Consider the following 16,269-nt stretch of genomic DNA (forward strand, 5'->3'; position numbering starts at 1 on the left):
AACAATTATTTTATGTTACAAGGTTTAGATATTGCAATTATTATAGCCTACTTGATTGCAACTATATTAATAGGTTTAGCTTTAAGAAAAAAGGCTCAAAAAAGTAAAGATGATTATCTCTTAGGGGGCAAAGATTTACCTTGGTACATGCTGGGATTGTCTAACGCGTCAGGTATGTTCGATATTTCGGGCACAATGTGGCTTGTTACACTCACTTTTGTATATGGCTTAAAAAGCATATGGATTCCTTGGTTATGGCCTGTTTTTAATCAGGTTTTTCTAATGATTTTTCTTGCAACCTGGTTGCGGCGCTCGCAGGTAACAACAGGCGCGGAGTGGATACATTTTAGATTTGGAAAGGGTAAAGGAGGAAATAGATCCCATAGCATTATTGTCGTATTTGCTATTTTAAGTTGTCTGGGGTTTTTAGCGTATGGATTTATAGGACTTGGAAAATTTGTTGAAATCTTTATTCCTTGGGATGTAGTATCTGCATACATTCCTTTCAATGTTCCTGCCGAGTACATACCTCATTTTTACGGTATTATTTTCACATTATTTGCGGTTTTTTATTCTATTCTTGGAGGAATGTCAGGTATTGTATGGACAGATGTTTTACAATATTCTATTATGACCATTTCATCAATTGCCATTGCTGTTATTGCATGGCATGCAATGGGAGATAATACACTTAACGTTCCAGAAGGCTGGTCAAACCCATTATTTGGTTGGGAGCTGGATATCGACTGGACCGGAATTATTGATGAAGTAAATGCTAAAATAGCTTCTGATCAATATTCGCTATTCGGTTTGTTTTTTATGTTGATGGTTTTTAAAGGAATTCTTTCCAGTATTGCAGGTCCGGCACCTAATTACGATATGCAGAAAATCCTTTCTACCAAATCTCCCCTAGAAGCGGCAAAAATGTCTGCTTTTTCACTAGCAGCTTTAATTCCAACAAGATATTTAATGGTAGGAGGTTTTTCAATCTTAGCTATTCTATTTTATGATGAATTGAGACTTGAAACAGCTGGTATTCTAGATTTTGAGAAAATATTGCCTGCAGCAATTGAACAATTTGTACCGGTCGGATTACTAGGCCTTTTACTGGCAGGATTACTGGCGGCTTTCATGTCAACATTTGCTGGAACCCTCAATGCCGCTCAAGCCTATCTAGTCAATGATATTTATCTGAAATATAATCCTGAAGCTTCTTCTAAAGGAGTGAAAAATATGAATTATGGAAGTGGAATCATTGTAGTTTTGATAAGCATTGTACTGGGCTTCTTTGTTCTTGATGTGAATTCAATTTTACAATGGATCGTTTCTGCACTTTATGGAAGTTATGTGATTTCTAACACTTTGAAATGGTACTGGTGGAGGTTTAACGGAGAAGGATATTTTTGGGGTATGGTTTCGGGAATAATTCCGGCAATGATAATTCCATTACTAACTGATACCCTTGATCTTTACTATTTCCCCGTTATATTAGTTATATCTCTTGCAGGAAGCATTATCGGCGCTTATTCTTTCGCTCCTACTAGTGAAAAAGTACTAATAGATTTTTATAAAAAAACTAAACCTTGGGGTTTTTGGAAACCTATTCTTGAAAAGGTTAAAAAAGAAGATCCGCAATTTGAGAAGAACACTAATTTTTCAAGGGATATGTTCAACGTATTAGTAGGAGTGATAGCTCAAACTTTACTGGTACTAATTCCTCTTTATCTCATTTTACACGAAAATATTCCTTTTCTAGTTGCCATTGCTGTTCTTGTTATATGTGTAATTATTTTAAAGAAAAATTGGTGGGATCATATTAAAAATGAAGAAAATATAAACTTAAAATAAAACTTAAGAAACGAACAATGAGTATAACTAAACAAGCTACTAAAGTCAAAAAAATTTGTCAGTACGAAGCCCTTATGAATAATCATCAGGAATTTCTTCAGAAACCTAATAAGCCACAACCCGAATCTAACGGCATAGTTCAGAGATATCAAAACCCAGTTGTGACCGCGGCTCATGCACCCTTGCATTGGCGTTATGATTTCAATTCAGAAACAAATCCATTGGGTCTTGAAAGAATAGGGATCAATGCTACCTTCAATCCAGGTGCCCTAAAATGGAAAGGAAAATATATCCTAGCTTTAAGGGTTGAGGGTGCAGATCGAAAATCGTTTTTTGCCATAGCAGAAAGCCCTAATGGTGTAGATAATTTTCAATTTTGGGATAAGCCGGTTGTTTTGCCTCAGACAGGTGAACCTGATACAAATGTTTATGATATGAGGCTGACCCTTCACGAAGATGGGTGGATTTATGGGATATTTTGTACAGAGAGAAAAGATAAGTCTAATCCAGATACATCTGCTGCAGTAGCAAATGCAGGTATAGCCAGAACTAAAGATTTAGTAAACTGGGAGCGCCTTCCAGATCTTATTTCCAACTCTGGACAACAACGAAACGTAGTTTTGCATCCGGAATTTGTTAATGGAAAATATGCCCTATATACTCGTCCACAAGATGGCTTTATAGAAGTTGGAAAGGGTGGAGGTATAGGCTTGGGATATGTAGAAGATTTAACTAACCCTGTCCTGGAAGATGAAAAGATCGTAAACCATAAAGTATACCATACTATTTATGAATTAAAAAACGGTTTGGGCCCAGCTCCCATAAAAACTGAGGAAGGTTGGTTGCATTTGGCTCACGGGGTAAGAAATACTGCGGGAGGATTGAGATATACTTTGTATCTATTTATGACAGATCTTAATGATATCTCAAAAGTCACTTATCAACCCGCAGGTTATTTTATGGCTCCAGATTATCAAGAAACCGTGGGCGATGTACCTAATGTGCTGTTCGCTAATGGATGGATTGCAGACGATGATGGCAAGGTATATATTTATTACGCTTCCTCTGATACAAGGAGCCACGTGGCAGTTTCCTCAGTAGAAAAATTGTTGGATTATGTGAAAAATACCCCTCAAGATGGCTTTACTTCAGCATCTTCAGTAAATACGATTATTGAATTGATTGATAGAAATAAATCATTATTATAACAATGACAAAAATCTCTCAACAATTTAAAGATGAAATTTCCTCTGAATTAAATGAAATCCAAAAATATTGGGAACAGTACGGAATTGATAATAAGAATGGAGGATTTGTCGGTCGAAGAGATTATAGCAATAAGCAAATTTTTGGTGCTCCAAAGGGAGTTATTCTAAATACAAGAATTCTCTGGACCTTTTCAGCTATTGGAAATTTCAAAAAAGATGACGATCTCAGGTTCTATGCAAATAGAGCCTATGAATACTTGAATAAAAATTTTCGGGATAGAGAATTTGAAGGTGTGTTTTGGGAACTAGATGCCCTGGGCAAACCTGTCAACAAAAGAAAGCAAATCTACGCCCAGGCATTTGCAATCTATGCACTCTCTGAGTATTTTATTTTTTCAGGCAAAGAAGAAGCTAAGGATTGGGCATTATCCATTTTTGAGCTTATTGAGAAATATGCAAGAGATGAAAACCTCAATGGTTATATTGAGGCATTTCAGGTTGACTGGTCTCCAATTGAAGATATGAGATTAAGCTCAAAAGATAAGAATTCGACTAAAACAATGAATACTCATCTTCACATACTTGAGGCTTACACTACCTTATTCCAAATAAGCAAGTCACAAACTGTGAAAGAAGCATTGGGGAACCTGATTCAATTATTTATCAAGAAGTTTTATGACAGTAAAAATCATCATTTCCAATTATTTTTTGACAATAATTGGGGCATAGAAGGAAATATAGTTTCTTTTGGGCACGACATAGAAGCTGTTTGGCTACTTATAGAGGCAGCAAAAGCAGTTGATAATCAAAAGTTTTTATCAGAAATAGAGATAATGACAATTGACGTTGCTGAGACTTTTCTAAAAGAGGCATATGTTGAAAATTCAGGAGTAATTAATGAAAAGAATTTAGATACAGGGCAGTTAGATGAAGATCGGCATTGGTGGCCACAAATTGAAGCTATGGTTGGTCTTAACTATGCATATTTAATCTCTGGAAAAGAATATTTTATAAAAGCTCAAAAAGATATCTGGCAATTTGTAAAAGATCATATTGTTGACAAGGAGAACGGCGAGTGGTTTTTTAGAATAGATAAATATAATATTCCATATAAAGAAGAAGATAAAATTGGAATGTGGAAATGTCCATACCACAACTCAAGGGGTTGTATTTATCTACTTAAAATGGATAATTGATGGTTATTAAACCTTTTGAACAAGTTGTTAGAATGTCATAAATGTCGAATTCACATATATAGCAGTATTTCAGGAAAATATAGGGTGCTTACCATCAGTTAAGAGGGTGGGGTTTGAGACTTATATTGTTTCAGGAATAAGATAAGGTAATTAGGTTTGTGTAATTATAAGTCCTACTTACTTGACCAGATCAAGTGAAGAACGAGGAAATACATTTACCTTACTAGGTAACCGGGAATTTATAAAGAATTCTCTGATAGCAAGAAGTAATGGTGAATACTTTCAAATCTCTGTGTTTTTCTCTCTTAAAAATTTAGATACTCAAGGCATTCAAAATAGAAAACACTAATAACATTCAAGGTTCTTGAATAATTATCGAATATTTTAAGATTAAATAAGAAGTATGAATCGAAGAGTTTTTTTTGGAAAAACAGGAATAAGTATAGCGGCCTGTGGTATAAGTTTTTTTAGTCCTTTGGCATCTAGAAAGTGGGATAGGGAATCAGAGGATCTAATTTCTGAGGATGATCAGCAATTATTTATCGGAGAGGATATAGCAGTCGCACAAACTAAATATGGAAAGGTAAAAGGATTTTTGCAGAGGGGTATAATGGTATTTAGAGGCATACCATATGGATTGGATACTTCAGGCAAGAATAGATTTATGCCTCCCCAACCACCAAAACCCTGGAAAGGAACATTGCCAGTAGTATTTTACGGCAATACAGCTCCTCAAAATATTTACAATAGAAGTCCTAAGTCTTATTCTGCTTTTGTGGATCACTGGAATTATGATGAAGTAAGTGAAGATTGTTTACGTTTAAATATTTGGAGTCCAGGTATAGATGGTTTTAAACGACCGGTTTTAGTATGGCTTCATGGAGGTGGTTTTTCAAATGGAAACGGAATTGAACAAGATGGATACAATGGCGAAAATTTTTCTCGCGATGGCAATATTGTATTCTGTTCTATTAATCATCGCCTAGGGCCATTTGGTTTTGCTGATTTTTCTGGCATATCAGAAAAATATAAGTATTCTGGAAATGTAGGAATGCTTGATATAGTTGCTGCACTTAAATGGATAAACGAAAACATCCAGAATTTTGGTGGAGATCCGAATAATGTAACAATTATGGGACAATCAGGAGGTGGCGATAAAGTATGCACTTTAGCTAATATGTCTGAAACAAAAGGTTTGGTGCATAAGGCTGTAGCTCTTAGTGGATCAAATACACGTGCTTTAGACAACTCTTATACTCGTCAGTTAGGTCGATTCATTTTAAAAGAAGCTAATCTAAAAGACGATGAAATAGACAGACTTCAGGAAATACCTTGGCCTGAATATCAACGATTAGCATATAAGGCGGCTGAAAAACTTCAGGAGCAAACAGGAAAGACTTTTATTCGCGGAAGTTTCGCGCCTAATGCGGATGGGGATGTTATTCCCGCGGGAGAATATTTTGAAAACAAAGAAAATCGACCAGATATTCCTCTATTGTTGTGTTCAACTTTTCATGAATGGAATCCAAATCGCGATAGTCCTGAATTGGAGAACATTTCTTTAAACGAAGTTATTGATAAATTAGAAAATAAGTTTGGGGATCGATCGAAAGAAATCGTAGGTGCTTATTCGATCAATTTTCCAAATGCGCGTCCCATAGAGATTTGGGCCTTAATTTTATCAAATCGTCAAACGATTATTGAAACTGCAAATGCGAAACTAAAACAAAATTCATCGGTTTATCTTGCGTGGTTTGGTTGGGAATCTCCATTATTTGATGGAAGACATCGTTCTTTTCATTGTCTTGATATAAGTTTCTGGTTTTTAAATACAGATAGAATGATTACTCATACTGGCGGTGGTATAAGCCCAAGGAAACTATCAAAAAAAATGTCCGAATCCTTAATTGCATTTATGAAGACAGGTGATCCAAATTGTAACTCTTTACCTAGCTGGCCTAAATATACTAAAGAAAATGTCGAGACAATGATCTTGGATAATCAGTGTAGTGTTCAGTATAATCCCGATAAAAGAGGAAGATTATCAATAATAAACTCATAAAAACTAAAGAAATGAGGAAATTAAGACTTTTACTTTTTTGTTTTCAAATAACGATATCTTCATGGGCGCAGAAATCACCTGAAAGTATAGAATCTTGGGTAACAACAAACGACCGCAATAGTCTCCTAGAAAAGCAAAATAATCGAATTTTTTTTAAAAAGGAAAATTCATCAAGACATCCTTCAATAATCATAGATCCCCAACGGTCTATGCAAACTATCGATGGCTTTGGTTTTGCATTAACAGGTGGTAGTGCAGAGCATTTAATGAAAATGTCAGCTTTGAAACGAACTGAACTTTTAAATGAATTATTTGGTAGTGGAGAGGAGGATATAGGAATAAGCTATATTAGACTAAGTATTGGGTCTTCAGATTTAAATAGTTTCACTTTTTCATATAATGATCTGAAAGACGGAGAAACCGATTACGATTTAAAAAAGTTTTCTCTAGCTCAGGACTTAAAAGATGTAATACCGGTAATGAAAGAAATCCTTGAGATTTATCCGGAAATTAAAATTATGGCCTCTCCTTGGTCGGCTCCAATTTGGATGAAAACAAACAATAATATAAGAGGAGGTAAGTTAAAAAAAGATTGCTACGAAGTATACGCTCAGTACTTTACAAAGTATATTCAGGAAATGAGAAAATTGGGGATTTTCATAGATGCAGTTACGGTGCAAAATGAGCCCATGAATTCAAGAAATACTCCAAGTATGTCATGGTTCTGGTTTGAACAGGCAAATTTTATTAAAAACTATCTGGGGCCTAATCTTGAAAAAAATAACCTTAAAACCAAAATTTTAATTTTCGATCATAATACTGATAGACCTGACTACCCTTTAAGTATTCTTCAAGATACTTTAGCTAGCAAGTATATTGATGGAAGTGGCTTTCACAATTACAGAGGTGATATGGAGGCAATGTCTTGGGTGCATACAGCAAGGCCGGATAAAAATATATACTTCACGGAACAAATGCTAACTGAAAAGCCTGAGAGCTCTACGATAAATATAGTAGATCCTGTTAATCGTCTGATTATTGGGGCATTATCTAATTGGAGTAGAAACGTAATTTTATGGAATCTTGCTGCCGATCCTAATAATGATCCACATACAGGTAACGGAGGGTGTACTATGTGTCAGGGGGCAATCACAATTGATGGTAATAGCGTTTCGCGTAATGTAGCATATTACACTATTGGTCATATTTCAAAGTTTGTGAAGCCAGGTTCAACACGAATATTTTCCACTCAGGGAGATGAACCAAGCATTTTTCTTTACCAGGATGAGCAGCGACCAAATGTTTATAGAACAGGTATAAGAAATAATAGTCAGGTACTTCCAAATATTGCTTTTAGAACAACTGAAAACAAAATTGTTCTAATTGTTGGAAATGATACTCTTGAAACACAAACTGTCAAGATTCAATATAATGGAAATTATGCTTCAGTTAAATTGAAAGGGGGATCAGTAGGGACTTATATATGGCATTATTAAAATCAAAACTATGAAAATGAGGTACTTTTTAATTGGTTTACAATTTTTATTATCTGGAATTAATTTTCTGAATGCACAGGAGAAAGCTTTTAGTACAGAAGGATGGTGGGAACCTGAAGGTGAAAAATTTTCTCCTGTAGTGCACGAAGACAGGAGTATAACATTTCGATTGAATGCTCCGCAAGCAGATAACGTTACCTTACTTTTTGGGGAGTGGGATATAGTCGAAAAAAAAATGAAGAAGGATGATTTAGGTAATTGGAGTATTAATCTTAAGAATGTTGAATCAGGAATTTATCAATATAACTTTCTTATTAACAACTCGTTCAAAAAACTTGATCCTGTTAATCCAAATATAAAAGTCGGCACAAATATTTACGGAAGCATCGTTGAGGTTCCAGATACTCCTGCAAGATTTGATCAGTTACAAGAGGTTCCTCATGGGGAGGTACATATCATAACCTACAGATCTATTGTATTAGACAAGACCAGAAAAATGTATGTTTATGTTCCTAAAATTTATCAAGAGTTAAAAGATGTAAAGTTTCCAGTTTTGTATTTGCGTCATGGGGGAGGAGATAACGAAGGAAGTTGGATTAACGATGGTCGTGCAAATATTATCTTAGATAATTTAATTTCTCAGGGTAAGTCAAAACCAATGCTCATCGTTATGTCAAATGGTTTGATTGATGGAAGTTGGTCTAGTGGAAGTACAATCGAGGGAATGAATACTTTAGAAGAAGAATTGATTAATGATATAATACCTTTAATTGAGAACAGGTATCATGTAAGTAAAAACAAAAAAGACAGAGCTATTGCTGGTCTCTCTATGGGTGGTGGTCAGTCTGTAGTGATTGGTTTAAGAAACCCAAACTTGTTTTCATTTGTAGGCGATTTCAGTGCAGGTCTTTTGAGCGACCCAGATATAGATTTGAGTACTTATATACCTGATTTATTTAAAATGGCTGATTCAATAAACCAAAACATAGATTTACTTTGGATTTCTTGTGGAAGCAAAGATCCAAGATTTCTAGGACATAAGAAATTTCATTCTATATTAAATAAGCACGGAATTAAAAATGAATTTCATCAGGGTTCATATGGACATGAGTGGCAGTTTTGGAGGAGTCAATTAAAGGATTTCTCTAAGCAGATTTTTATAAAATAATATAGTAATGTGTTTTTCTACTAAATGCTGTCTAAGTTTTTCTTGTCATTAGGGTTAGGGCCAAAAAAAATTAGCAAGATTAAACAGGGATATTTCTTCTAATTGATACTTATTGTACGGCAAGGGTCGAATTTTGAATTCCGCGTAGGTTGTTAAAAACCCTGAAATTTCGAAAATCACCGGAGCAGTAACTGGAGGTTAAGTAATTAAGTTATGCTTTATTTTATAAAATGACTAAATTTACCTTAAAATTTGGTTATCAGGTGGTTACAAATTCACAGATCGTCAACAGAAAATTGACGAAAGTGACAATCCCTTGTGAATACGGAGGTCTAGCCCTAGGGTTCGATTCCTGGCGAGGCTACTGGAGTAATAATAGATATTTTCTGTTATTTTTAAATTAGAGATACCTCTGTCTATAAATGCAAATTCCTCCGGGAATAGCCCCAGAGGAATTGAAAGGTCAAAAAGGGTTTAGTATATGGATCGGAGCATTTGATTTATATTTATTCTCTTTAAAGCGCAAATGGCTTAGCGAAAAAATAATATCTAGATCATTTAGACTGCACCCCGAAAAAAGAATTCTGGCAGGTTTATGGGCATCATTATTTTTACAGAGGCTGTTTAAACTATTTCATGGTTAATTCAATAAACCTAGTTTATAAACTATTTTGCCCTCAAAGATTATAATTCTTTAAAATAAAGATCCAAAGTTTTAGCTACATCAAACATTAATCACTGCTAAATAAAACTTTATTTAAAAAAAGTATAGTAACAACTAATACTTATAAGATTGCGATAAACTTTGCATTCCATTAAAAATCAAAACGCTGAGGGCCTCCTCTTCGAATGTCTTCATTAGCGTAAGATTCAAATTTTTCAAAGTTTTCACGAAAAGCATTAGAAAGTTTAAATGCAGCCTTGTAGTAAGCGGAATCATTATCCCAGGTTTTACGAGGACTTAATACAGCATCCGGAACTCCGGGGCATGTTCTTGGTTGTGCGACACCAAATACCGAATGAATATGATAATCTTTGTAGGTATAATCAGGATTTATGCTACCGTCAAGAATTGCATTTACCATGGCTCTAGTATATTTTAGTTTTATACGTGTACCTACCCCATAAGCACCACCGGTCCATCCGGTATTGATTAACCATACATTGGCTCCACTTTCTTTGATTTTTTTGTTTAACATTTCTGCATATTTAGTGGGGTGTAATGGCATAAAAGGCGCTCCAAAACACGCAGAAAATGAAGGCAAAGGTTCTACAATACCTGCTTCAGTACCAGCTATTTTTGAAGTATACCCTGAAATAAAATGATAGGCAGCCTGGCTTGCGGTCAATTTTGAAACCGGGGGTAATACACCAAAAGCATCAGCGGTGAGGAAAAAAATATTTTTTGGCGTGCTCCCTACAGAGGGAATCTGTATATTCTCAATATAGTGTATTGGATAGCTTACCCGTGTATTTTGAGTTATAGAGGAGTCGTTAAAATCTATTTCAGAGTTTTTTACGACCGTGTTTTCAACAAGCGCACCCGCTTTAATTGCATTGAAAATGTCGGGTTCTGATTTTTCATTCAGGTTGATCACTTTTGCATAGCAGCCTCCTTCAAAATTAAAAATAGTGTTATTAGGATCCCATCCGTGTTCATCATCTCCTATAAGTTCGCGTTCAGGGTCTGCAGAAAGCGTGGTCTTTCCTGTGCCTGATAACCCAAAGAATAGTGCGGTATCCTTATCTTTTCCAACATTGGCAGAACAATGCATAGGCAATACATCATGATAAACCGGGAATAAAAAATTTAAAGCAGAGAATATTCCTTTTTTTATTTCTCCCGTGTAGCCTGTGCCACCTATTAATACCGTTTTTTCTTTAAAGCTGATTACCGTAAAGTTTGAGTTGTGGGTACCGTGTATTTCTGGATGCGCCTTAAAACCCGGAGCATTGATAACTGTCCATTCTTTGGTGAAGTTTTTAAGTTCAGATTCTTTCAAACGTAAAAACATATTGTGTATGAATAAATCTGACCATGCATATTCAGATATGAATTCTATATTTAGTCGGTATTTATCAAGTGCACAAGCATAAGCAAAGCGTTTATAAATCTTTTTTCCTTCTAAATAATCGAGGATGTCTTTTTTAATGCGGGCAAAATTTTGAGGATTTATGGGTTGGTTGATAGATCCCCAATCTACAGGTTCTTTAGTAATCTCATCTTTTACAATAAAGCGATCTTTCGGGGACCTTCCCGTAAAAGTTCCTGTTTGTATAGCAATACTGCCTGAGGAAGTTTTGACTCCCTCATTATTTTCAATAATAAGTTGACTTAGTTTTTCTGGATCCAACTGAAATGCTACTTGAGCATCATCTAAAACGTTATCGTTCATAATGAGTGTTTTAAATATTTCATGGCAATTTGCTTAAAATATAAATGATAAGTTGTGTTTTAATGAATTTTATTAATTTTTATTAAATTTTAAGCGCGTATTTCATAAATGCATCGAAAAATGATGTGAAGTATAATTCATTATTAAAAGTAATGCCATTTGCGTAAGACTATATAATTTGATGCTGTTTACGGTCTTTTAAGGCGCGCCAAATTTTATATGGGTGATATATAAGACTCAGCTTTTAGTTAAGGCATTTTTAGAAGAGGGCAGTAGTTATTCATCATCTAATGATTGTCTACAGGTACTTTTGATAAACTGCCGGGTTAATTTAAAGGCTTTGGTATAAACTGAGGGAACTCTATTTGTGGTTAACTTGCAAGTAAACTTCATTAAATCTCCTTCCTTAACATCATGAAAATCAATACCTGGTAGTGGACTTTCTGCGCAGTTTATAGGTCGGGAAAAATCTTCTAAACCATTTCTGGCGATTAGATTCAGTTTTTTATTAATAAAAATTACTTTTTCCTCACTTAGTTTATCTTTTAATATATCCTGTGGCACAGGCACTAAATCCCTACCAATAACCTGGCCATCTCTGGAAATGGAATCACCAATGGTGAACCTATTTCTAAATAGTGTATGAACTGTCGCAACTTTTACAAACCGACTGTCCTTATTAAAGTCAAGTGTCTCATAATAGGAACCTTCGCCATTCCTCACATCATTATTGTTCATAAATGTTGATATATTCGATTCGGTCATGTCATACCAGATTTCATGCTTTTGGTATTCATAACCTTCAAGCAAACTACCATCGGGTTCTATATTGATAGCACATCGTGTGTACATTTTTACAGAGGTTGCTTGATAATGAAAGCCATCTGTCTCTATATAGAGTGGGATTTTGTATTTTTTATTTAGTTCCCATTGTCCCTGTAACTTATAACACGGAAAATTACAATCTGCCGGAAGCTCCTCCAATTTAGTGTATGGATTTACGAATTCGGTTTCAAAAGCCCATCTTAACGTGTAATCTCTTGGGTAATCTTCAACATTTGTTTTGGTGGCTTGAAGATCTAAAATTAGTAACGTTAAGGAAATCAATAGTAAAGCGGCCAATATGCCTATTAGCCAGTTCTTTTTTCTTGAAGTCTCAGGTTTGGGTAAATTACTTGTGGTAGCATTTTTCTCCAGTTCTTTAATTTTAAGTACGCGATCTACATTCTGCAAGGTTCTCTCATACTCCCCAGGAGTTGCCGTCCCATTTATTAAACGTGAAAACTGGGCATCACTATAACCAAGGTCACGTGCAATTTTAGAATTACTGGAGTTTTTAAATCTTTTCTTATCAGATTCAAATGTGCCGTAAAGCTTCTCAAGTTTTTCTGTAATTCGTGCGTACAGTTCTTCCATTTTCTGAAACCAATATTAAATTGAGTATCGTTAATATTATTGTACTAATATATGTAAATACCTTATTTTTTGAAGGATATCATTTCTCATTTTTTAAGAAAATGTTAAAGTCTGGATCGCTTTACGATGTCTTTTAGAAAAAATATGGAAGCATATTTACATATTATGATATCTACCAAAGGACTAAGAATTGATACTATTACATCGTAGTACAAATTAAGAGTTACTTTATTTAGATGGAAAATTAATAGATCGCACTTCTCAAATTCCATATAATTTTTCTTTTAACTGAATGAATGGTTAGATGATAACATTTCTTTTCAAAATATGCGCGGCTAATTAAAACTGACGGAGACTGATTATAGGCCAATATGAAAATTGTAGTAAAATTTACATGTGATGATCAATTATAAATTTTACTAAATAATCAACAAATCATCAATAAAATTCATTAAAAATCAATAAAATTTACTGAAATAACATAATACCTAAAAATTATCTATAAAATTGTAGACTCTATAAAAAATTTGCGCTCTTATTGCTTGATCAATAAAGCCGGTTTTTTAGCCTATAGAAAGAGAATGTTCAACAATTTTAAAGATCAAACCTATGATTAATGATGTACAGAATATTTCGGGCAATAGAAATCCTGACAGAAAAGAACCGAAAAAGTGGAAAAATTTTGCGCTATTGTTGGGGCCTATAATGTTTTGTGTACTACAATTTGTAGAACCTCCGAAAACGTTATCGCCAGAAGCCTTCGAAATTTTGTCTGTTGCAATTTGGATGGCAATTTGGTGGGTTTCTGAAGCCGTTCCTATTGCTGTTACAGCCCTTCTCCCTATCGTGCTGTTTCCATTGACCGGAGCATTAACTTTAGAATCCACAACCCCATCCTATGGTCACAAATATGTATTTCTTTATATAGGAGGTTTCATTTTAGCCTTGGCGATAGAACGGTGGCAGCTTCATAGGCGTATAGCATTAAACATCCTGAATATTGTTGGTTCAAAAGTGAAATATATCATACTGGGCTTTATGGTATCCACTGCATTTTTATCAATGTGGATTTCCAATACGGCAACAGCAGTAATGATGCTTCCCATAGGCGTCGCCATAATTAAACAGTTTGGAGCAAAGACAAGTAAAAAGCGTGAGAAGAAGTTAGGTCGTGCACTCATGTTATCTATCGCTTACAGTGCATCTATTGGTGGATTTGCTTCTTTAATAGGAACACCGCCAAATCTGGTTTTAGCAGGAGTAATAGAAGAGCTTTATGGTGTTAAGATCAGTTTTATGCAATGGATGCAATTTGCATTACCTGTCTCAATTTTACTGCTTTTTCTATGCTGGATCTATTTAACAAAGTTTGCCTTTAAGATTAGTGACGAAGTCTTTCCTGGAGGTCATAAAGAAATCAAAAGCATGCTTAAAGATCTGGGTAAGATTTCCTATGAAGAGAAAGCGGTATTAATTGTATTTATTTTGACTGCACTGGCCTGGGTCTTCCGGTCATTTATTCAAATTTTTATCCCCATTATTGATGATACGATCATAGCGACTATTGCTGCGATAACCTTATTTATGATATCGGCCAAATCATCAAATAGGAGGCTATTACTTTGGTCAGAAGCTGTTAAACTACCCTGGGGAATCATTCTACTTTTTGGTGGAGGTATGGCCTTGGCAAAAGGATTTACAGATACAGGTCTTGCGGATTGGATTGCTGCGCAATTTTCCTATTTAAAAGGAATGGAACTTTTCTTTCTTATGCTCATCCTGGTGGCAGCGGTTAATTTTCTTACCGAAATCACCTCTAATCTTGCGACTACTGCCATGTTACTTCCAGTATTAGCTCCTATTGCATTTTCTATGGGGATACATCCCTATATGATTATGGTAGCAGCCACTCTTGCGGCGTCATGCGCGTTTATGTTACCGGTAGCAACGCCACCTAATGCTGTGGTTTTTGGTTCTGGATATCTTAAAATATCTTCAATGGTAAAAGTTGGAGTAGTGATGAATATAGTTTCCATTCTAATCGTAACCCTAATAACCTATTTCCTTCTGCCTTATTTATGGGATATAGATAAGTTTCATTTCCCCCAGGTTTTTAGACAATTTATGGACACCCCGAATCTATAGACTTTCAATTTTAATTTCTTAAAACTGTAAACTTATGATTTTTAAAATTTCTAAAGATTTTAGGCAAGGATATGTCATAGCCAGTATAATTTACATTTTTGGCATCCATAATTTGGTTGCACAACCAAAAACTCTTAATAAAGGAGAGAAAATACTTTCAAGCCTTTCCATAAATGGTTCTGGGCAGCTTTGGTTGCGTTACAGTGATTTAAATCCGGGCACCCAAATTAATAACAACGAAGTACAGGATTTCTGGGATATATCGGTTAGAAGATACCGATTAGGATTCAAAGGAGAGGTTTCAGATAAAATAGATTTTGCTTTATTACTTGGAAACAATAATATAAATATAAAATCTCCTAATACGTCTCCAATATTATTGGAGCTTTATATGAGCTATAAGCTGAGTGATCATATTATAATCACCGCCGGGAAGAATCCCTGGACTGGCTTATCAAGGTATGCGGCACCTTCTTCATCTAATTCTTTGGGACTCGATGTAAATTTTGCTTCTGGACCGTTCCTCAATTTCCAAGATGACCTGTACCGTAAATTCTCAATAGCTGCACATGGTATTGCTGGAAAATTTGATTACCGTGCGGTATTATCAAAACCTATGAACAGGGTTAGTAGCTCATCATTATCAGAAGATGCTAAACTAACCTATAATCCAAATGCAGTGTATACCTCTGCTTATGTGAAGTACCAGTTTAGAGAGCTTGAACCTAGTACTCCATTTAGTGGCGGCACTTATCACGGGACAAAAAATATTCTCAACATAGGTGCGGGGTTTACAAGTCAAACCAAGTCGTCTCAAAGCCTTACCTCACAAAATGATACTCTAACCCATGGGGCTAGATCATTTGCAATAGATGCCTATTATGAGCAGGCGCTTACCAATAATCATTCCTGGACTCTTTATGCAGCATATATAAATCACGATATTGGTCCCAACTATGTACGTAACCTGGCGGCTAATAATATAGCAGATGCAGGTACAGGTATTTCTTTTAATGGTGTTGGGAATGCGATTCCTGTAAACGGTACCGGAGACATTTTGGTTTTTCAGGCTGGATATTTACAAAAGTTTCAAAAAGATATGTTTATAGAAGGAGTACAACCTTATTTTTTGACCCAATATTCAGATTTAGAGAAGCTTGAAGACCCGATTATGCTTTATGAAGGAGGGGTTAGTTTCTTAATGAATGGTCATAATTCAAAATTTGTTCTGGGGTATCAAAACTGGCCTGTAGTTATGAAAGACTCTTCAATAAAAAACTCAAGGAATTCCCTCGTGGTATTGATGTATCAATTTAAGTTCAAATAACAAATTA

The 16,269-nt window shown here is 35.1% G+C and carries 10 protein-coding genes; 8 read left to right on the forward strand and 2 right to left on the reverse strand.

What is annotated here, in order from left to right:
• The first annotated feature begins 12 nt into the window (after positions 1–12).
• The 6 genes from ZPR_RS01715 (at position 13) to ZPR_RS01740 (ending at position 8,978) form a co-directional block, all read left to right on the forward strand.
• Entirely contained in the window at positions 13–1,848 is a 1,836-nt protein-coding gene (locus tag ZPR_RS01715; protein ID WP_013069868.1) for a sodium:solute symporter family protein, read from the forward strand.
• Between the two features lie 17 nt (positions 1,849–1,865).
• On the forward strand, positions 1,866–3,056 hold the full coding sequence (locus ZPR_RS01720) for a glycoside hydrolase family 130 protein (RefSeq protein ID WP_049771404.1): 1,191 nt from the start codon (positions 1,866–1,868) through the stop codon (positions 3,054–3,056).
• A gap of 2 nt (positions 3,057–3,058) precedes the next feature.
• Positions 3,059–4,252, forward strand: a complete 1,194-nt coding sequence (locus tag ZPR_RS01725; protein ID WP_013069870.1) for an AGE family epimerase/isomerase — start codon at positions 3,059–3,061, stop codon at positions 4,250–4,252.
• A gap of 403 nt (positions 4,253–4,655) precedes the next feature.
• A complete protein-coding gene (locus ZPR_RS01730) occupies positions 4,656–6,314 on the forward strand; it encodes a carboxylesterase/lipase family protein (protein ID WP_013069871.1) in 1,659 nt (552 codons plus the stop codon).
• Between the two features lie 11 nt (positions 6,315–6,325).
• Complete coding sequence (locus tag ZPR_RS01735) at positions 6,326–7,810, forward strand: glycoside hydrolase family 30 protein (RefSeq protein ID WP_013069872.1); 1,485 nt, start codon at positions 6,326–6,328, stop codon at positions 7,808–7,810.
• Positions 7,811–7,820: 10 nt separating this feature from the next.
• Positions 7,821–8,978 (forward strand): esterase, encoded by a 1,158-nt coding sequence (locus ZPR_RS01740; protein ID WP_013069873.1) that lies wholly within the window; start codon positions 7,821–7,823, stop codon positions 8,976–8,978.
• A gap of 815 nt (positions 8,979–9,793) precedes the next feature.
• On the opposite strand, the gene pckA is transcribed toward ZPR_RS01740, so the two are convergent.
• The gene (gene pckA, locus ZPR_RS01750) at positions 9,794–11,374 is read right to left on the reverse strand and encodes a phosphoenolpyruvate carboxykinase (ATP) (protein ID WP_013069874.1); all 1,581 of its coding nucleotides are present in this window, start codon (positions 11,372–11,374) and stop codon (positions 9,794–9,796) included.
• A 276-nt stretch (positions 11,375–11,650) separates the two neighbouring features.
• On the reverse strand, positions 11,651–12,790 hold the full coding sequence (locus tag ZPR_RS01755; RefSeq protein ID WP_013069875.1) for a hypothetical protein: 1,140 nt from the start codon (positions 12,788–12,790) through the stop codon (positions 11,651–11,653).
• Between the two features lie 609 nt (positions 12,791–13,399).
• Between ZPR_RS01755 and ZPR_RS01760 the strand changes: the two genes are divergently transcribed.
• Positions 13,400–14,935 (forward strand): SLC13 family permease, encoded by a 1,536-nt coding sequence (locus tag ZPR_RS01760; RefSeq protein ID WP_013069876.1) that lies wholly within the window; start codon positions 13,400–13,402, stop codon positions 14,933–14,935.
• 34 nt (positions 14,936–14,969) lie between these two features.
• Positions 14,970–16,262 carry a porin gene (locus ZPR_RS01765; RefSeq protein ID WP_013069877.1) on the forward strand — a complete coding sequence of 431 codons (1,293 nt, stop codon included), beginning with the start codon at positions 14,970–14,972 and terminating at the stop codon, positions 16,260–16,262.
• The last annotated feature ends 7 nt before the right edge of the window (positions 16,263–16,269 follow it).

The sequence above is a fragment of the Zunongwangia profunda SM-A87 genome, from assembly GCF_000023465.1.
Classification (GTDB): domain Bacteria; phylum Bacteroidota; class Bacteroidia; order Flavobacteriales; family Flavobacteriaceae; genus Zunongwangia; species Zunongwangia profunda.